Source organism: Treponema bryantii, from assembly GCF_900113965.1.
GTDB lineage: Bacteria > Spirochaetota > Spirochaetia > Treponematales > Treponemataceae > Treponema_D > Treponema_D bryantii_A.
The window spans coordinates 110,517-130,742 of sequence record NZ_FORI01000001.1; the positions used below are offsets into that span (position 1 = coordinate 110,517).

General features: G+C 42.1%; 16 protein-coding genes. 10 read left to right on the forward strand and 6 right to left on the reverse strand.

Annotated features, from left to right (window positions below; genetic code table 11):
- Window positions 1-2: 2 nt before the first annotated feature.
- Both BM161_RS00515 and BM161_RS00520 read right to left on the reverse strand, forming a co-directional pair.
- A complete protein-coding gene (locus BM161_RS00515) occupies window positions 3-1,409 on the reverse strand; it encodes a GGDEF domain-containing protein (RefSeq protein WP_074929679.1) in 1,407 nt (468 codons plus the stop codon).
- A gap of 69 nt (window positions 1,410-1,478) precedes the next feature.
- Window positions 1,479-1,961, reverse strand: coding sequence for a MarR family winged helix-turn-helix transcriptional regulator (locus BM161_RS00520; protein ID WP_218150229.1), 483 nt, complete (start codon window positions 1,959-1,961; stop codon window positions 1,479-1,481).
- Between the two features lie 398 nt (window positions 1,962-2,359).
- On the opposite strand from BM161_RS00520, the gene BM161_RS00525 reads away from it, so the two are divergent.
- Window positions 2,360-2,947: a hypothetical protein gene (locus BM161_RS00525; protein ID WP_074929680.1), complete on the forward strand. Its 588-nt coding sequence runs from the start codon at window positions 2,360-2,362 to the stop codon at window positions 2,945-2,947.
- Window positions 2,948-2,950: 3 nt separating this feature from the next.
- Here the strand turns inward: BM161_RS00525 and BM161_RS00530 are convergent, their stop codons facing one another.
- A complete protein-coding gene (locus BM161_RS00530) occupies window positions 2,951-3,841 on the reverse strand; it encodes an AfsR/SARP family transcriptional regulator (protein ID WP_143090471.1) in 891 nt (296 codons plus the stop codon).
- 200 nt (window positions 3,842-4,041) lie between these two features.
- On the reverse strand, window positions 4,042-4,194 hold the full coding sequence (locus tag BM161_RS14300; protein WP_177206178.1) for a hypothetical protein: 153 nt from the start codon (window positions 4,192-4,194) through the stop codon (window positions 4,042-4,044).
- Between the two features lie 138 nt (window positions 4,195-4,332).
- Between BM161_RS14300 and BM161_RS00535 the strand changes: the two genes are divergently transcribed.
- From BM161_RS00535 to carB, 3 genes are all read left to right on the forward strand, one after another.
- Window positions 4,333-5,577, forward strand: a complete 1,245-nt coding sequence (locus BM161_RS00535) for a lipase family protein (RefSeq protein WP_074929684.1) — start codon at window positions 4,333-4,335, stop codon at window positions 5,575-5,577.
- A 24-nt stretch (window positions 5,578-5,601) separates the two neighbouring features.
- Window positions 5,602-6,066, forward strand: a complete 465-nt coding sequence (locus tag BM161_RS00540; protein ID WP_074929686.1) for a GAF domain-containing protein — start codon at window positions 5,602-5,604, stop codon at window positions 6,064-6,066.
- A gap of 398 nt (window positions 6,067-6,464) precedes the next feature.
- Entirely contained in the window at window positions 6,465-9,716 is a 3,252-nt protein-coding gene (gene carB / locus BM161_RS00545) for a carbamoyl-phosphate synthase large subunit (protein WP_244882596.1), read from the forward strand.
- 241 nt (window positions 9,717-9,957) lie between these two features.
- On the opposite strand, the gene BM161_RS00550 is transcribed toward carB, so the two are convergent.
- Window positions 9,958-10,863, reverse strand: coding sequence for an ORF6N domain-containing protein (locus tag BM161_RS00550; RefSeq protein ID WP_074929689.1), 906 nt, complete (start codon window positions 10,861-10,863; stop codon window positions 9,958-9,960).
- Window positions 10,864-11,165: 302 nt separating this feature from the next.
- Between BM161_RS00550 and BM161_RS00555 the strand changes: the two genes are divergently transcribed.
- On the forward strand, window positions 11,166-11,996 hold the full coding sequence (locus BM161_RS00555) for an exodeoxyribonuclease III (RefSeq protein ID WP_074929691.1): 831 nt from the start codon (window positions 11,166-11,168) through the stop codon (window positions 11,994-11,996).
- Between the two features lie 25 nt (window positions 11,997-12,021).
- Here the strand turns inward: BM161_RS00555 and BM161_RS00560 are convergent, their stop codons facing one another.
- Window positions 12,022-13,470 carry an MBL fold metallo-hydrolase gene (locus BM161_RS00560; protein ID WP_218150230.1) on the reverse strand — a complete coding sequence of 483 codons (1,449 nt, stop codon included), beginning with the start codon at window positions 13,468-13,470 and terminating at the stop codon, window positions 12,022-12,024.
- Between the two features lie 99 nt (window positions 13,471-13,569).
- Between BM161_RS00560 and amrA the strand changes: the two genes are divergently transcribed.
- The 5 genes from amrA to BM161_RS00585 all read left to right on the forward strand — a co-directional run bounded on the left by amrA (window position 13,570) and on the right by BM161_RS00585 (window position 20,225).
- Complete coding sequence (gene amrA, locus BM161_RS00565) at window positions 13,570-14,955, forward strand: AmmeMemoRadiSam system protein A (protein WP_074929694.1); 1,386 nt, start codon at window positions 13,570-13,572, stop codon at window positions 14,953-14,955.
- A gap of 20 nt (window positions 14,956-14,975) precedes the next feature.
- Entirely contained in the window at window positions 14,976-15,824 is an 849-nt protein-coding gene (amrS, locus tag BM161_RS00570; RefSeq protein ID WP_074929696.1) for an AmmeMemoRadiSam system radical SAM enzyme, read from the forward strand.
- A gap of 448 nt (window positions 15,825-16,272) precedes the next feature.
- Window positions 16,273-17,856 (forward strand): ATP-binding cassette domain-containing protein, encoded by a 1,584-nt coding sequence (locus BM161_RS00575; RefSeq protein WP_074929698.1) that lies wholly within the window; start codon window positions 16,273-16,275, stop codon window positions 17,854-17,856.
- A gap of 22 nt (window positions 17,857-17,878) precedes the next feature.
- Window positions 17,879-18,475 carry a 5' nucleotidase, NT5C type gene (locus BM161_RS00580; protein WP_074929700.1) on the forward strand — a complete coding sequence of 199 codons (597 nt, stop codon included), beginning with the start codon at window positions 17,879-17,881 and terminating at the stop codon, window positions 18,473-18,475.
- Between the two features lie 19 nt (window positions 18,476-18,494).
- Complete coding sequence (locus BM161_RS00585) at window positions 18,495-20,225, forward strand: ABC transporter ATP-binding protein (protein WP_074930230.1); 1,731 nt, start codon at window positions 18,495-18,497, stop codon at window positions 20,223-20,225.
- The last annotated feature ends 1 nt before the right edge of the window (window position 20,226 follow it).

The following is a 20,226-nucleotide window of genomic DNA, read 5'->3' on the forward strand; positions in this document are numbered from 1 at the left end:
GTCTAATTTCTTTTTTGCTCTGGAAACTGCTCGTAGTATTTTTTCTTGTCTTCGTACATATTGACGTCAGCAAGTTTCATGGCAGTATATATCTGCCGGCTGTCTTCTTCAAGACAAACACCCACAGCAAAACTAATAGATTCTTTCTGACTTGATTTTTCCTTTATCTGTTTTGCATAGTCGTGAAGCTGCTCAATTGTTGTGTCACGAAGAAGCACCATAAACTCGTCGCCGCCGGCACGGTAAATTTCCTGGTTCGGAAAAACTTCTTTCAAAATCAATGCAGCCTGCTTAATCATCTGGTCTCCGGCAGAATGTCCGTGATTATCATTCATTCGCTTAAGACCATTCAAATCTGCAAACACAATACCAATATTTTTTCGTCCCTCGCGGGAATCTGAACTAAGCTGCATTACACGGTTGTTCATTTCGTTTCGGTTCAGAACCCCGGTGAGCAGGTCTACCGTACTGAGGATTCTGAATTTATCAAACATCTGATAGCTGGAAATTTCTGAAGCAATAAAGAAGGTTGTAAGTTCAAGAGTTTCTTTAATGTGCATTGTTTTTGCTGTATCAAAATTTGTTGCCCAGATATAACCGAGTCTGTCAAAGCCAGACTTCAATGGGAATAAAACAATACTGTGCACATGAGCATCAACCAGTGAATTATACCATATCTGATTTTTTTCTTTCAAAATAAGAAGATCCTGTTCATCTTCAAGAATAATACAGTTGCTTCCGTCGATAACAGAATCCCAGGTTTTTGCAATCAGATAAAAATCGGGAGTGTACCAGTTTGGATCATATTCAACAAAATCTGAAGAAACCGATTCTGCAAGAAGGCTGCAACTCTGAGCTAAATCTTCAACTGTAAGAATTCCACAATAGGCTGCGCCACAAATCTCGCGGATATCTTTAATAACTTCATTCATTGCAGTACGCAAGTCTGAAGCACCCCGAAGTTTAATACAGGTATTCAAAACCTCGGCGGCTGTATTCTGAGAAACGTTGGACATTTTAGAACTGTCTGCTTCATGAGTAACTTCCTGAGTGTAAGTACAATAGCAGAGGTTGCCATCATCAGCATCGAGCGGGAGGGAAAAAAGATTGAACCAGAAATCAAAGCGGTCTGGATGAACGTAGGAATGTGTTGGCTTTTTTAAGACCGCACTATTATAACAGAACAATTCAAAGTTCTGATCTTGCGGGAAATAATTTTGATATTCGCTATTAGGAATGAATTTTTTAGACAGGGCAGCAGGCATGTCAGGCATATTTTCAATAGAATCAACATATGCCTTATTACCAGCTACTATTCTGATTTTGCCCCATTTACCGTTAGGAAGTTTTTCAACTGACATTACACATGTCATTGTATGAAAACCATCTACGAATTTTTGAAAATCCATTAATTAATCCCCGAATTGAATATCAATAGATTTTAACATGATAGACGGTTATTTTCAAATTTCTTCCTTTTATTTGTCTTCTTTTTCAGCCTTCTCTTTATCAGACATTGTTTCCATAATCTGATGTAAAGTAGCAAGTAAAGGACCTGCTTTTTCCATATCAAGGATATTCTGACACATCATTTCCTGAGGAACGTGAGCACATTTTTTCTTCATTTCTGCGCCCTCTTTTGTAAGCTGAATGAATACAGTTCTTTCGTCCTTACCACCACGAGTACGTGTTACAAGGCCCTGAGCTTCCATTTTCTTAAGAAGAGGAGTAAGAGTTCCTGAATCCAGGAAGAGGCGTGAACCAAGCTCTTTTACCGGAACATTATCTTTTTCCCAGAGACAAAGCAAAGTGATATATGCAGTATAAGTGAGTCCCAGTGGCTCAAGCAGAGGAGTATATTTTCTGATAATTTCCTTTGAGCAAACATAAAGCGCAAAGCAGAGCTGGTTATCCAAAGCCAGCGGATTAAAACCCATTTTTTCTAATTCCATTTCGTCCATAATTTAATTGTATACAATTAAATTAATTTTTGCAAGTGTGATTCATGTGAATTTGTCATATCGTGAAGAAGATCTCGGCTTCCGCGTAGTGCGGAATGCAGAATAGAAAGTGTACTTTTAATTAGTTAAGCCTGCAAAATTCGGAAATTCAGGTTTTTTGTAGGCCAAAAATCATGGCAAACGAGGTTTTTATCGAGTTTGCGGCCTGTAAAAACTTCAATATTTCATTTTTGCAGGCTAGAAGAACAAAAAAAACTCTTTTTAATCAAAATTCTAGCCTGCAAAAATCAAAATATTTTAGTTTTGCAGGCTTAAATCTCTGGAAGAGGATTATTATCTTGTTTTCACTAACAAATTGTAATATTATTAATTAAGTGATTTTTTATTGGGGGTTTTAAATGAAAAAAATCGTTTTGGCATTGGCGGGGGCAGTTTGTCTGCTTTTTGCTTCTTGTGCTTCAAATCAGTTTAACAGTTTTAGCGAGTTTCCGGTTATTGAGTCGGGAGATTTAGATTCTGGACGCTATATTGTTTTGGGTGAGGTTTCTGGAGCAAGCAATCTTTCTATGACAAACGAGGAATATTCAAAGCTTATCAGCAATGAATTTGCTTATGAACCACAGAATATTAATGTAAAATTTGGTAATGATAGCGGCGAGTACGGATTTATTGGAAAACGCGCAACTATCAAGATGAACGTGTTTGAGCGTTCTGCTGCTCTTGCTGAATATAAGATGATTCAGACAGCTAAGTTTAATGGTGCCGATGCTATCATCTGTTTTAAGTCTGAAACTAAGGTTGAAAACAGCTACAAAACTACAATTGTAAAAACTTATGTTTCTGGTCTTGCTGTAAAAGTAAAGGCAGACAGCGGCTATTCAATTAAGACTCCTGTTGAAGAAGTTGAAGCTCCGGCCGTAGAAGAGACTGAACCTGAGTCTGTTTCTGATTCAGATGATGATGAGGTTTCTGAAGTTTCGGAATAACCGTTATTTTTTGAGCGCCTTCTGTTCGAGGAAGGCGGCGGTTTCTTCGGCCCAGCTGAACTGGCTCATAAACTCGCCGGCAAAGCTTTTTATGGCTGGTGAATCGCCGGCAAGAAAATCATAATAATCGCACTTAATAACTTCCGGATTAATTCGGAAGTTATTATATTCAGCAATGAAAAAGTTCTGAATTTCCAGATCACCCAGAGTATGCTTTATATCAACAATAAGATTTCGCAGGCTGCTTCCGTAGCGCGCTGAATCTGCATGATCACCATAAAGAACTGTAAGCAGCTCCTTTGTTTTTACCGAACTACCCTTTTTATAAATCAGATAACCTAAAAGCTCATCACTCTTAGAACGTGAAAACTTTACAACCTTGTTTTCGTAAATCAATGTGAAATTACCAAAGGTTTTAACCTCAAGACTCTGCTTCTGTTTTTTAAGAAACTGAATATGATTTTTTTCGATGCGGCGTTTGTAAAGGGCAAGCCAGAACATCAGCACTGCCATTATCACTGAGTTGGCTAATCCGGAAACTCCAAAAGCTGTGTACAGGCCAGGTGCCATACATCCGATTGTAATTGTCAAACCCAGCAGAAAAAGTATTGGTGAAAAAGAACAAACCGCAAGAACGATGATGGCCGTAATACAGGCTGTGATAAATCCATTGAAGTATAATCCATCTAAAAATGTATAAACTGCCTGACCGAAAATCACATACATCATCACATACAATGGAACAGCACTTCTTATGTAAACTTTTGCACGATCTATATCTTTCTTCTGTTTAGTTGCAAAGAACGTGTAAATACAGAGAATCGCATAAACTGCATAATAGATTAAAGAATGACTGTGCTTAGGTAATTCTTTATAAAATAGAATTGTATACAAGGATAAAAAGAATAGCGAAAAACAAAACAGAATAATACTTGCAATATGGACTATAATTCGATTTGATTCACCCATGTCGGCCAAATCAATGTTGGAAATGAAATATCGGCTTTTATATTTTTCTATTACATTTTTGAAAATCATGCCTAAATTATAACATGGGTTATTCAAAATTCCACAAATTTGTGCTGATTTGGTGCTCAAATTTTGTTTTTTGTGTGCTGATTCTGTGCTTTTTCGCTTATAAAATTAGCATAACGACTAAACTTGTTGAGAGTGTTTCCACCAGAATGACCCTGGTAATACATAGACTTGCGGAAGTCGGAGAGAGAGTTATTTATAAAAGTTTGCATAAACGAAAACCTCCTTTATCATTCGTTTATAGTTTTAAGTTCCTGCCCGAAGCCCCTCACGGTTTCGGGCACTTTTTTTATTTTTGAAAAACAGTATTCGTGATAGAATTAAATCAGTTATTAAACTAAGGAGTCCCCATGAAGAAAACCAGATTTCTTTTTTCTGTATTATTTCTCAATACATTTTTGTGTTTGTTTGTTTTAGCCTGCAAGAATAATTCTGCACCTGATGAAAGTCCTTCACCTGAAGTTCCTGAAATAAGCGATGAAGAGTTTATTGCAGAATTTATTGAAGGCTATGAACTGTCTGAAGCCAGAGTTGTAAGAACTAAAAAAACTTCTACAATGAACGCTTACACGATAATTTATCCTTCGAAAGATCCATATGGCAATGATATAATGCTTTCAGCAGTTATTTCTGTAAGTCCTGCGATTACAGCTGATAATCCTGCGAAGGGACTGGTTCTTTATAATCATGCGACAATCAACAAGGCAACAGAGTGCCCTTCGAGAAGCGATTTAGGGGAACAGAAAATGATTGCTGCCTTTTTCCCGGTTATTACAATTTCTCCAGATTATTATGGCTTTGGCTGTACAGAGAAAGAACATCAGGCATACTGTATTGGTGCCGCAAATGCTCAGGCTAGCGTGGATGCACTTATAGCGGCAAAAAAACTTCTTCCTGAATTAGGTTATTCTGATTATGGCACTAAGCTTTTTAATATGGGTTATTCTCAGGGCGGTCAAACAACAATGGCTGTTCTTAAGCTTGTTACACAAAAGTATCCGGAAATAAAAATTACAAAAACCTTTGCAGGTGCGGGCCCTTATGATCTTGGAGTGTTTTATGAAACGTTCCTTACACAATCTAATGTAATTATGCCTAGTGCGATAATTGATGTGCTTTATTCATACAATAAATATTATGAAGAACTTGGTTTTCAACTAAATCAACTGTTTACAGATAAAATTATTAATGATTTTGATAAATGGTTTGATAGTAAAAAATATGACAGTGGTCAAATTAATTCATATTTAGGCAACTTAAATAAGGATGATATTTTTACTGATGCAGTACTCGACAAGGATTCTGAGATCACAAAAAAACTGATGGCAGCTTTTAAGAAGGATTCAATCTTATACGACTGGACTCCTGCTACCGATGAAAGTATTTATCTCTATCATCATAAAAAAGATGAAACTGTTCCTGTTGAAACAACAGAAGCGCTTGAGGCTTTTCTGAAGGAAAAGGGGCTTGGTGATTCTACCTTCAAAGTTGATATTGATGAAACAACTCCTGCCTCAAACTACAGTTATCATGTAGCTGGTATTACGCCATTTTTATTAGCAGTACAATCTCAGGCAACAAGTTTGTTGCAATAAAAATTGTATTAATGGAATAAAGAGATGAAAACAAAATACGACGAACTGTGTCTGAATCTTAAAGGAATTACAGAGGGAGAGAGTCACGCTGTTCCGAATATGGCAAATGCGGCGGCCCTTCTCTGGCACGCGCTTGAAGATATTAACTGGGCGGGTTTTTATACTATGGAAGCTGAGGGATATCTGCTGCTCGGCCCGTTCCAGGGAAAGCCGGCATGTATTCGCATTCCGGTAGGCAAAGGTGTTTGCGGCACGGCTGTTGCGGAAAATAAAACTCAGCTGATAAAGGATGTTCACCAGTTTGCGGGGCATATTGCGTGTGACGCCGCCTCGAATTCGGAAATTGTTGTTCCGCTGCATGATGCGGATGGCAGAATTGTTGGTGTGCTCGACATTGACAGCCCGAGTGTTGGCAGATTTACCGAAGAAGATCGCACTGGCCTGGAAGAATTTGCACGAATTCTTGAAGCGGCATGTGAATGGAATTAATTTAAGGACTATGTGGATTTACTTTAATCTGCTTAAAGTTTTTAAATACTACTAGAATAAGTTGCGGTTTTTTGATATTATTTACTCTCAGTATGAAAACTGAAGCGTGTTTTGACATGATAATTCTCAAAACTAAAACCACTGTTCATACTATTTTTATTTGGTGATTTCTAAGGCGGAATTCTTTTGAATTCCGCCTTTTTTTTCGCTTACGGTGTAATACGGGGGCGTTACGGGGGTGTCCCCCGCAGAGAGGGTAGCGGAAGCCACCGCAGGGAGCGAGCCGAAGGCGAGCGACCGAGGAGGCTGGAGCGCAGGGGGAGACTTCCCCCTCCTAATGGTGGTTTCGACAGGCTCAACCACCGCTAAAACAGTTTTTTATAGGAGTTATATAGATTATGAAGAGAACAGACATCAAAAAGGTTTTGATTATTGGTTCGGGCCCGATTGTTATTGGTCAGGCTTGTGAGTTTGACTATTCGGGAACTCAGGCTTGTAAGGCTTTGCGCGAACTTGGCTACAAGATTGTACTTGTAAACTCTAACCCGGCTACTATTATGACTGACCCGGTTATGGCGGACGCTACTTACATTGAGCCGCTGAACGTTGAGCGTCTTTCTCAGATTATTGAAAAGGAACGTCCTGATGCACTTTTGCCAAACCTTGGTGGTCAGACAGGTTTGAATATGGCTATGGAGCTGAACAAGGCCGGCGTTCTTGATAAATACGGTGTAAAAGTAATTGGTGTAAACCTTGATGCTATTGAGCGCGGTGAGGACCGTGAGATTTTCAAGGAGACTATGAAGTCGCTTGGAATCGACACTCCTCGCTCGGGAATCTGTCACACTGTTGAAGGTGCTGAAAAGATTGCTGAAGAAATCGGCTTCCCTCTGGTTGTTCGCCCTGCTTATACTATGGGCGGTCAGGGCGGCGGTTTCTGCTACAATGTTGAAGAGCTGCGCACTATTGTTGCTAACGGTCTTGATCTTTCTATGACTCACCAGTGTTTGATTGAAGAGTCTATTCTTGGTTGGGAAGAGCTTGAAGTTGAAGTTGTCCGCGACTCTAAGAATCAGATGGTTGCAATCTGTACTATTGAAAATATTGATGCGGTTGGCGTTCATACCGGTGACTCTTTCTGTGCCGCTCCTTTCATGACGATTGACAAGGATCTGGAAAAGAAGCTTCAGGAAATGGCATTCAAGATTGTTGAAAACATCGGTGTTATCGGTGGTACTAACGTTCAGTTTGCTCACAATCCTAAGACTGGCCGTGTTGTTATTATTGAGATTAACCCACGTACTTCTCGTTCTTCTGCTTTGGCTTCTAAGGCTACCGGCTTCCCTATCGCGCTGATTTCTGCAAAACTTGCCAGTGGTTTGACTCTCGACGAGATTCCTTACTGGCGTGATGGTACTCTTGAAAAGTATACTTTGGGCGGCGCTCCTGATGGAGACTACGTTGTTCTTAAGTTTGCTCGCTGGGCATTTGAAAAGTTCCGCGGTACAAAGGATGAACTTGGAACTTCTATGAAGGCCGTTGGTGAAGTTATGGCCATCGGTAAGAACTTTAAGGAAACTTTCCAGAAGGCTATTCGTGGTCTTGAAAACGGCCGCTCAGGTCTTGGTTTTGCTAAGGACTTTAATAAGAAGAGTGCTGACGAACTTTGCGAAATGCTTAAGACTGCTTCGAGCGAGCGCTACTTCCAGCTTTATGAGGCAATTCGTAAGGGTGTTCCTTTGGCTAAGCTTTCTGAAATTACATACGTTAAAGAGTTCTTCCTGCAGCAGATGAAAGAGCTGGTTGATTTGGAAGAGGAAATGCTTAAGAATCCTGACCGTGTTCCGGAAGATAAGCTTCTTATTCAGGCTAAGAAAGACGGCTTCAGCGACAAGTATTTGTCAAAGATTTTGAAGGTTGCTGAAAAAGATATCCGCAAGAGACGCAACGAGCTTGGTATTAAAGAAGCATGGCTCCGCGTTCCGGTAAGCGGTGTTGAAAATGCCTGCTACTACTACTCAACTTACAATGCAGAAAAAGACACTTCTGTTGCAACAGACAACAAGAAGAAGATTATGATTTTGGGCGGTGGTCCAAACAGAATTGGTCAGGGTATTGAGTTTGACTACTGCTGCTGTCATGCGGCTATGCAGTTGAAAGAACTCGGCTACGAGACAATCATCGTAAACTGTAACCCAGAAACTGTTTCTACTGACTATGATACTTCTGATAAGCTTTACTTCGAGCCAGTTACAACTGAAGATGTTCTTCAGATTTACGAAAAAGAAAAGCCTTTCGGAGTTATCGTACAGTTTGGTGGACAGACTCCACTTAACATTGCCCGCGAGCTTCAGGAAAACGGCGTAAATATTCTTGGTACAAGCATCGACTCAATTGACATCGCCGAAGACCGCGACCTCTTCCGCCACATGATGGAAAAATTGGAAATCCCAATGCCAGAAAGCGGAATGGCAATTGACTTCAACGAGGCTAAGGCTTGCGCAGATAAGATCGGTTACCCTATCATGATTCGTCCAAGCTTTGTTTTGGGTGGACGCGGTATGGAAGTAATTTATGACGAAGCTACTTTGAAGGAATACGTTGAAAAGGCTGTTGGTGTAACTCCTGACCGCCCACTTTTGATTGACCGTTTCTTGAAGAATGCTCTTGAATGCGAAGCTGATGCTTTGGCTGATTCAACACATGTTTACATCCCTGCTGTTATGGAGCACGTTGAGCTTGCCGGTATTCACTCGGGTGACTCAGCTTGTGTAATTCCACCAGTTTCGATTCCAGCTGATAACCTTGCAACAATCAAAGAATATACAAAGAAGATTGCAGAAAGCCTTCACGTTTGCGGTTTGATGAACATGCAGTACGCAATTGAAAATGGAAAGGTTTATGTAATCGAAGCAAACCCACGTGCTTCTCGTACAGTTCCTCTTGTATCAAAGGTTTGTGACACTCAGATGGCCCGCCTTGCAACAAGAATGATGCTTGGTGAATCTTTGGAAAGCCTCGGCCTCAAAGACAAGAAGATCCCTTACTACGGAGCAAAAGAAGCTGTTCTTCCATGGGCACGCTTCCCTGGAGTTGACCCAATTCTCGGACCTGAAATGCGTTCTACTGGTGAAGTTCTTGGCCTTGCTGAGAACTTCCCTCTGGCATTCTACAAGTCACAGGAAGCTGCAGGTTCAGAACTTCCACACGCACCAGCTGCCTGGGAAAACAAGAAGGTTCTTATTTCCCTCAGCAACAAGGAAGGACAGAAAGATCAGGTTCTCGAAATCGGAAAGACTTTGAAAAACCTCGGCTTCACACTGGTTGGAACACAGGGAACCGCAGACTTCTACAACGCAAACGGAATTAAGTGCGACGTTGTAAACAAGATTGGCGCCGGTCGCCCAGACGTAGTAGATATGATTATGAACAAGGAAGTTTGTCTTGTAATCAACACACCAAAAGCAAAGCGCAACTACGCCGAAGACCGCAAGACAATCCGCAAGGCTTGTCTCAAGTACAAGGTAAGCTACATCACAACAATTGCCGGTGCACTCGCTGCTGTTAAGGGTATTGAGAGTGTAAAGAACGGTAATGGTGGTGAAGGTGGAGTAAAGAGCCTTCAGGAATACCACAGCTTGATTAAATAAACATCAATAATTGTCATCCTCGGGCTTGACCCGGGAATCTTTCGAACGCCAGTTCTGACTTCGGTTGGGGCTGGCGTTTTTTTATAGTAATTCCTATTTTCACATTTTAACAAATGTTCAAGGTCAAAATTTTTGACCTTGAACTATCTTAATACTTTCTATCTTGAGGTGAAAATTTTGCACTTCAAGTTTTGATTACTTGTTAAATTGGAAGTCACAAATTGTGACTTCCAATTACTCCTTATATGTTCTTCAAAATCAACGGAATATAACCAGAATCCAGCACATCAAAACAAAAACACTTTTTACCTAAATCTTTTAATGATGCTCCAATGTGATAAATTGTTGTGTTATCAATAATCAAAAATCTGTCGTGTGTCTTTGTTGTGAAGTTCAAAGTAAGTGTTGGATATTGAGCGTTGAAAGTCTGTACATCTTGACTAGTGAGTTTTGTTTTTGGATCGGTGTATATTGTTACGTTGACGCCTTTCTTCTTTTTTGCAAGACGCTGAAGAATCGACAAATCTACATAATTATCAATCAGGATAATTTCTTTCTTTGAGGCTGCCAAAAAGCTTTCGAACTTTGCATATGCATCAAAAATCTGCCCTTGAAAGAAAATTCCTTGGAATTCTTTGATGTTGTATTTATCCATAAGGGAAAAGAGTTCTTTAATCTTTTTATCCGTTTCCTTGTGGTGTATATCTGATTCAAGAAGATGATTCTTTATGTTATCTAGTTCTGCAAAAATATGTGAATTATTCTGAATAAAATGCTTCATCTCTTTGAATGTTCGAATAAGCATTTTGCTTTGAGTAACTGCAAGGTCACCTTTGAGGACGGTCATAAGCATGTAGATTCCCTGCTCGGTGAAGGCTTTAGGGGCATATTTTATGTTACTACCCCGACCGTTGTTCAAGGTCGAAATTTTCGACCTTGAAAGTTCGTGAACTTCTTCTTCGGTTAATCTGAACATAAAATCATCATCAAACCGTTCAATATTATTTTTTACTTGCTCGTTAAATCGTTTCGTTTCATACCCATAAATCTGAGCAAGATCAAAATCCAGCATCACCTGCTGCCCGCGAATAACATGAATCTTTGAACGAATAGAGTTTTCTTCTAAAATTGAAATTTCATTTTCCATACCACATACCTCATGAGAAAATTGATTGTTCAGCGCCAGTCCAGCTCCAGGCCTGAATTGTGGTAAAGAAAAAACGAAGATAAAATAAATGTGTCATTACCGCGTAAACACGGCAATCATATAACTGCACATACTCATAATTCTAATTTAGTTACTGGATACATTCTTCTGTGCAGCAGGCTTTACAATTTAAATATAATAAAATTTGATTTAATTGACAATAATTTTTCGGGGAGCTCTCTCTTCCCACCACCTGCTGAATTTTTCTACGAAATCGTATATATTGAAAACAGGAGCAAAAAATGACTTTTATTTCATGGAACATAGATTCAATTAATGCGGCGCTGACTTCTACTTCCGATAGGGCACTACTCTCGCAGGCTGTATTGAAAAAGCTTGGCAGCTACAATGCTGATGTAATTGCAATTCAGGAGACTAAGCTGCCGGCGGAAGGGCCTTCGGAGAAGCACCTGGAGTTGCTGGCCGGCTATTTTCCGGGATATAAAATTGAATGGCTTTCTTCTGTGCCTCCTGCAAAAAAAGGTTATGCAGGCACTATGATTTTGTATAAGGAAGGACTTGCTGCCAGCCGTGAAGTGACACGCCTTGACGCTCCAGATACAATGGATGATGAGGGTCGCCTTCTCTCTCTCGACTTCGGCGCCTTTTATTTTGTCAACGTTTATACTCCAAACTCCGGCGACGGCCTTAAGCGTCTTGCTGAACGCCAGCAGTGGGACGCTCTTTATGCTGATTATCTCGCTAGCCTCGATGCTAAAAAGCCGGTTATTGCCTGCGGCGACTTCAACGTTGCCCATAAAGAAATTGACCTTGCAAACCCGGCCTCCAATCATTTTTCAGCAGGCTTTACTGACGAAGAACGCGAGGGCTTCACCAAGCTCCTTGCACGTGGCTTTACAGACAGCTTCCGCCACCTACACGGAGATGTAAAAGACATCTATTCCTGGTGGGGTCAGAGAATCAAAACCAGCAAGATAAACAACTCGGGCTGGCGTATTGATTACTTCCTCGTGAGCGACCGCATCAAAGACCGGATCAAAAAATCAGAGATGATAGATTCAGGTCCGCGTCAGGATCACACCCCTATTCTTCTGGAAATTGATATCGGCTAATTTCTGGCAGCAGTTGGCAGGCAAACTACTCCGCCTGCTGCAGGCTGTAATCTTTTTTCATTCCGTGGGCGCCGAAGATTTGCCAGTTGCCCTGACCAAGACGCTGTAGAATTGCGACACGTTCCTGGGCGCACAATGCAGGGTCTGTGTCTACAGAGGTCATGAGAACCGGCGCGTACTGGTTGTAAGTCGCCTGCTCTTTTGTGAGCCCGTGCATGTTAATGTAGATGTCGCCGGAGAAGACAATGTGGTGCACATAATCTATAAGCACGGTCTCACCTTTCAGATGACCGCCCTTTGCCTGATAAACTTCAAAATGCATTTCGCCCACATCAAAGAAACCGGTCTGCTCAAGCGGCTCTTTGATTTCTGCTGGGGACGGCCAGAGCGCTTTTACCTTTTCTGGAGTCGGCGGATTATACAGCGTGAGTGCCTTGCAAATATTGATGTACGGCTTGTGAAGTGGATTCTGCTCACGATAGGCGTCCGCACCTTTTGCTTCAAGCGCAAGACATTCCTTTGAATCTTCACTTGCATATATTTCATCAAAAAGAGGAAGAAGGCCACAGTGGTCCACATCTGCATGAGTGATATAGACGCGTTTTTTCATTGTGTCATAATCCGGCAGAAGTGAGCGGAAAAGTTTTTCCATTTCTTCGCGGTAGAGGGCATAGCCTGTATCGATAAACAAAACCTCGCCCTGGCTTTTCAGAATTGCAGTGTTACTTCCGCACGGCGGCTCAATCAAAATTATTTCGGAATTATCTGTGATTTTGTGATGGGAAATGCGCGGAGAAAAAGCGTCGCCGCGGCAGGCTGCCAGAAGGTGCGCAAATCTGCTGATACTTTCAAAAGTCTTATATGGTGACAATCCCTTTTCATCCAGCATCTGCATAACAAGATTTGTGTTTACGAGAAGGCTGTCACGCTTATCTTCCGAAAGCCCGATACACGACACAAGCTCCGAAACGAACGACTGGTAGAAAATGCTGTTGTCGTAAAATTTTTCTGAATGATTATAATCGAGCACGCGGACCGGGCAAAGTTTTTTCACTTCAGCAATAAAAGCCTCGAAGTGTTTTTCATCTTCAACATAAAGGCCCATTTTGAAAGCCTGAAAATCCGTACCGTTTTCCTGCGAACTGATATATGAAATATTAAGCTGATAATCATTAATTACGCGAAGAACATCTGTAACACTGCCAGGCTTATCCTGAAGCATAAACTCCAGCAGAACAATGCTCTTTTCGGTTTTAGGAGTCTGAAGGTAACCGATGGCCGTAAGCTGCTCGTCAGCCTTGCGAAGATTTTCTTCCTCACCCTCGGCATCAATAAAAAGCGTGTGTGAATCAATTGCTTTATTGTAGCTGACGCGAGTGATGTTGATATTCAGTTTTGCGAGACATTCGCTGGCCTTCAAAAAAGCACCGATGTGATGCGGCATTGTTGTGATGTAGGTTTTCTTCGTTTTCATTGCGAGCATTTTATCATCTGGCAAAATAAAAGTATATTCGTTTTTTGAAAGGTTATGATAGAATAGAAACAGAATGATTTAAAAGTCAGGAGGTTCCGCATGTCGATTGTTGCTGCTTTTATGGTGCCGCATCCGCCGATGATTGTGCCGGAGGTTGGACGGGGAAGCGAAAATCAAGTTGAGAAAACGATTAAGGCTTATGAGAAGGTGGCTGATGAAATTGCGGCACTCAAGCCGGAGACCATAATTATTTCGAGCCCTCACAGCGTGATGTATTCTGATTATTTTCATATTTCGCCGGGGGCGGGGGCAACTGGTTCCTTTGCTGATTTTGGTGCACCGCAGGTTAGGTTTGATGTTGATTATGATGAAGAGCTTGTGAAGAAGATTTGTACACTGGCCGAAACGTCGCACTTTCCTGCCGGAACGCTTGGTGAAAAAAGGCCAGAGCTTGATCACGGCACTATGGTTCCTCTCTGGTTTATTACGAAAAAATATAAGGACTTCAAGCTTGTTCGCATGGGGCTTTCGGGCTACGACCTTTTAAAGCATTATGAATATGGCATGATGATTAAGAATGCGGTTGAGTCGCTGGGCCGCCGGATTGTTTATGTTGCAAGCGGAGATTTGTCTCATAAGCTGCAGGATTACGGACCATACGGTTTTGCTGAAGAAGGACCTGTTTATGATAAGCGCATTATGGACGTTTGTTCGGGCGGCCGCTTTGGAGAGCTTTTTGATTTTGATGAAAACTTCTGCGAGAAGGCGGCAGAGTGCGGACATAAGTCCTTTGTGATTATGGCGGGTACGCTGGATGGTAAGGCTGTTGAAGCGACTCAATATTCTCACGAAGATGTGACTGGCGTTGGTTATGGAATCTGTTCGTTTATTCCAAAGGGTGATGATGACGGCAGGCATTTTCTTGATGCGAGATTAAAGCTGGTTGAAAATGAGTTGATAGAAAAAAGTAAAAAGTCAGATGCTTATGTGAAGCTGGCCCGCGCCTCTGCGGAATATTATGTTAAGAATGGGGAAGTGTTGCCTCTGCCGGAGGATGTTGCTCCAGAACTTTTGAATGTCCGTGCTGGCGCTTTTGTATCTATCCACAAGTTTGGTGCGCTTCGTGGCTGCATCGGCACCATCGCATCTACACAGAAAAATCTCGCACTGGAAATAATTGAAAATGCTGTGAGCGCAGTTTCAAAAGATCCGCGCTTCCAGCCGGTGACAGAAGATGAACTAAAATATCTTGATATAAATGTTGATGTTCTGGGCGAGGCTGAAAAAATCAGTTCCCCGGCGGAGCTTGACGTCAAAAAATACGGAGTCATCGTGCAGAGCGGTTACAAGCGTGGGCTCCTGCTTCCAGACCTCGACGGCGTAGATACAGTTGAACAGCAGATTTCAATTGCAAGAAGAAAAGGCGGAATTGCTCCTGATGAAAAAGTTGATTTGTTCCGCTTTGAGGTTGTGCGACATTATTAGCCGTGCACGGAGAGTTTTGTATGGCAGTTTGTGATGTATGCTTCAGACATTGTAAAATTGAAGAAGGCTCAACAGGCTTTTGCGGCGCTCGTACTTGCAGAGAGGGAAAAATTGTTGCTGGAAATTACGGCCGTCTCACATCCATCGCCCTTGACCCCATAGAAAAAAAACCGCTTAGCATGTTTCATCCGGGCTCACAAATTTTGTCCCTCGGCTCATACGGCTGCAATCTACGCTGCCCCTTCTGTCAAAACTTTAGTATTTCGTGGTCGCAAAAAGTGTTTGAATATAAGGACAAGGCAGAATACTATGAACCCGAAGAAATCGTAAAAGCCGCACTGGACCTTCGCCCACGCGGCAACATCGGTCTAGCCTTCACATACAACGAACCTCTCATTGGTTATGAGTTTGTCCGCGACACAGCAAAGCTTTCCAAAGAAGCCGGCATGCAAAATGTTCTTGTAACAAATGGAACTGCGACTCTCAAAGTTCTCAACGAAATATCCCCATACATCAACGCAATGAATATAGACCTCAAGGCCTTCACCAATCGTTTTTACAAAGACTTCCTCGACGGAGATTTCCAGATGGTAAAAGACTTTATCCAGACCGCTGCCGCTTCCTGCCACGTAGAACTCACAACCCTAATTATCCCGAACGAGAACGACAGCGAAGAAGAAATGCGAGAACTCACCGCCTGGGTAGCCGGCCTCGAAAATCAGCTGAATAAAAAAATACCGCTTCACATCACAAGATTTTTCCCGACCTTCAAACTCACAGACCGCGACCCAACCCCAGTCAATACAATAATGCGCCTTGTGGATGTTGCTAAAGAAAATCTGGAATTTGTTTTCCCTGGAAATGTGTGAATTTTACAAAAATACATATAATTTCACATAAAATCGCAAATTATATGTAAAAAATCCAGATTTTTGTTTGAAAATACCAGATTTTTCATCTTTGTTAATCATTTTTCACTCAAATTCCACCTTTAATCCCCAAAAATTCATTTTTTACGCGTTTTAATCCCCCTAAATTACATATAATTTCAGTTCTTTTTTCGTTTTATATGTATTTTTAAACTTTTTTCCTCTTTTCAAATCATTTGACAAATCTTTCGCTCATCCTATACAATAAAATTACATTCACTTTCAGGAGACAAGGCCCAATGTAAATACGTAACTGATTTCCAGTTTTTTTCTCAAAAGAAATTTCATTATGGAAGTCGATTGCGGTTTTACATTTGTATTTTATTCTGACGGTGCTGTCGCTCGGGTCGTGTTTTGCTGCAACGGCTTCTGATTCAGGAGGCCTTTAATGTCAATTCAAATTTCTAATCTTAATTTTTCTTATTCTTCTTCTAATTCAACTCTTTTTGAAGATTTCTCCCTTCAATTTTTTGATGGCTGGACTTGCGTTGCGGGAAGCAATGGCTGTGGTAAAAGTACGCTGCTCAAGCTGATTGCAGGGATAATTGAGCCGGACGGCGGGAAGATTTTATGCAACGGTGTGGGTGGCAACGCGAGCACCAGCGGTGTATTTTACTGTCCTCAGGAAACCGCCGAGATTCCGGAAAATCTTTACACCGCTTTCTGGTCTGATGATAACGAGGTTCGAAGATTTTTCTCGCGGCTTTGTGTGACCGAAGAAATGCTCGAACGTTACGACACACTTTCGGGCGGTGAGAAAAAACGCATTCAGATTGCCTGTGCGCTTGCTGAACAGCCGTCCGTTCTTCTGCTCGATGAACCAACAAATCATCTTGATTCAGAAACTACAAAAATGATTTCAGACGCTCTCGGTGATTTTCATGGCATCGGCATTATGGTAAGCCATGACCGAGGTTTTGCTGATTCCCTTTGCAACCGGACGATTTATCTTTATAACGAAGCTCAATCCTTTGCTGGCGGCCGTGACTGTATTGCCTGCGACACCTATCCTTGCGGACTCACAAAAGCTCTGGAACTTCGACAAAGCGGACAGGAACAATCCCGCGGAAACTGGGAAAGGCTAAACTCAAAGGCCTCTTCAGAAAAACAGCGCAGTGCCCGTCTCGAAGCCGAAAATCAAAAATCAAAAGCACGACTCTCCAAAAAGACAATTTCTGCAAAAGACCACGATGCAAAACTAAAACAAGACATTGCCCGTATAAGTGGAAAAGACCGCACCACCGGCGATGCCAAGGCCCGGCTTGAAACTCAAATCCGTCAGACAGAAGCCGAACGCGACAGCATCAAAAAAGCTCTGCGCCGCAAGGAAGGTTTTTCTGTTGAAAACACAGATTATTCAAAACCAATTATCATTGAAGACACTCAGATTCAGGCGGGAAGTTATACACTGCAGATTCCACATCTGGAAATTAAACGCGGTACAAAGTTTGCGTTAACAGGACAAAACGGAGCCGGTAAAACGCTTTTTGTAAATCACGTGATTGGACTTCTGGAGGCGGCTGGTCGTCAAGGCGAGCTGCTGTACCTGCCGCAGGAAATCAGTTATGAGGTACGTGAGCAGATTTTTGAAGAATTCGCCGAGCTGGAAGAAAACGAACGTGGTGAAGTGCTCTCAACGCTTTATAGACTCGGGAGCGAGCCGACTCGGCTGAGTGCAGAGAACTCGGCAGGCGGCGGTAGCGGCGAGCAACAGGTGAGTCCCGGAGAACTCCGCAAACTTATGATTGCGCTGGCCGTGCAGAGACCTCTCTCCCTATTAATCCTAGATGAACCGACAAACCACATGGACATCACCAGCGTCCTCGCTCTTGAATCTGCCCTCGCCTCTCTGGACTGTGCAATGATTGTTGTAAGCCACGACAAAGCCTTTCTCGCAAAAATCACAAATGCCTCGCTAACCGCCGAACGCACTTCGCCAACTTCAGGAAGATTATCGGTCTTATCAAACTAGTTTTATCTGATATAATACAAGTATGAATATTTATGTTGATTTTGATGATTGCCTCTGCGAAACGGCGCGCTATTTTTCGAAACTTGCCGCTGAGCTTTTTGGAATAGATGTTCCTTACGAGAAGATTAAATATTTTGATCTTCAGAAGTCTTTTTCATTAACCGATGAGCAGTACGAAGAAATGATGATTCAAGGCCACACAAACGAAGTTCTCCTGTCTTATGAGGAAACACCCGGCGCAATCAAAACAATTAACAGCTGGCTTGATAAAGGCCACGATGTAAAAATAATTACCGGCCGCCCTTTCAGTACTTATGAAGCTTCTCGTCAATGGCTGAACGAACATGGACTGGAACGCGTTAATTTATACTGTCTGAATAAATATGGACGCGACAATTTTATTAAGGGAAGCACTTTCAGTCTTGAACTTGAAGACTACTATAAAATGCATTTTGATTATGCCGTAGAAGATTCACCTGCGGCCTTTAAATTTTTTAATCATCTTCCTGACCTGAAGGTTATGGTCGTTGACCGCCCGTGGAACCAGGATTGTGATTTTCCCGGCCAAAACTTTAAACGCTGTTTTGACTGGAAGATGATTGATAATTGTATTAACTAACGGAGCTACTTTTTATTTTATGGATTTCTCAAAACACCCGCTTAAGATTTTTTTTGCTTACTACAAACCTCACTGGCATCTGTTCGCCGCAGATATGGCGTGTGCAGTTTTTATGGCGGCCATTGATGTTGCCTTCCCGATGTTCTCACGCTATGCGTTGAACACTCTGATTCCGAATCACGAGCTCAGGCTTTTTCTGACGCTGGTTGCTGTGCTGCTTGCGGGCTTCTGTATTCATAAAGGCTGTAACTGGTTTGTTGCTTATTGGGGCCACGTTTTTGGAAACCGCGTTGAACAAGATATGAGACGGGATGTTTTTGATCACCTCGAAAAACTTCCGTTCAGTTTTTATGATACACACCGCACCGGAAAAATTATGTCGCGTGCAACAACTGATCTTTTTGAAATTACCGAGCTCGCACATCACGGCCCTGAAGATTTTACCGTTGCAATTTTGAATCTGATTGGTGCCTTCATCATGATGCTTCATATCCGCTGGGAACTTGCGCTGGTAGTTATTGTTGTGCTTCCGATTATGATTGCCATTGGAATTGTTTCACGAAGAAATCTTTCTAAGGCTTCTGTAAAAGTTAAGGAGACAACTGCTGAAGTAAACGCCGGACTTGAATCCAGTATTTCTGGAATCCGCGTAACTAAGGGCTTTAATAATGAAGAGTTTGAACGCGGACGTTTTGCGGTTTACAACAAGCAGTACAGCGATGCAAAGCAGATGCGTTTTAAGTACATGGCAAACTTTTTTACAAATATTGAGTTCTGCAATAATCTGCTTTCTCTTACTGTACTTGCTGTGGGCGGATACTTTATCATGAAAGGAAAAATGACTCTGCCAGACCTCGTAGCCGCAAATCTTTTTGTTGCTGGCTTTGTTGCTCCTGTAAAAAAACTGAACAATTTTGTTGAACAGTTTGTAACCGGAATGGCAGGCTTCAACCGCTTCCTAGAAATTATGCGTACTGAACCTGAGCCGGAAGACGCACCGGATGCAGTTGAAATTCTCTCGGCTCGTGGAAACATCAGTTTTAAGAATGTTTCATTTTCATATACTTCTGATTTTCCGATTCTCTCGGGCGTAAATCTCGACATCCGCGCAGGTGAAAAGTTTGCCCTCGTTGGAGCCAGCGGCGGCGGTAAGTCTACGATCTGTAATCTGATTCCACGCTTTTACGAAATTACCGGCGGCGAAATCAGTCTCGATGGAATCGACATCAAGCGAATCAAAAAATCATCTCTCCGCGCCCAGATTGGAATTGTGCAGCAGGATGTATTTTTGTTCGCCGGCACCATCCGCGAAAATATTGCTTACGGAAAACCGAACGCCACTGACGCCGAAATTGAGCAGGCAGCCCGCCGCGCAGAAATCCACGACGACATTATGAAGATGCCGAACGGTTACGACTCTGTTGTCGGTGAGCGCGGCATTAAGCTGAGCGGCGGCCAGAAGCAGCGTGTTTCAATTGCAAGATGCTTCCTTAAGAACCCGCCGATTCTGATTCTCGACGAGGCCACCTCCGCTCTCGACACCGCAACTGAAATTAAGATTCAGCATTCTTTTGATGAACTTGCAAAAGGCCGCACAACCCTCGTAATTGCGCACCGCCTTTCCACAATCAAAAATGCCGACAAGATTGCTGTCGTTACTGACCACGGAATTGCCGAACAGGGAACTCACGACGAGCTTATGGCAAAGCAGGGTGAGTATTACAAACTGCGAACTGTTCAGGAAGAATAGA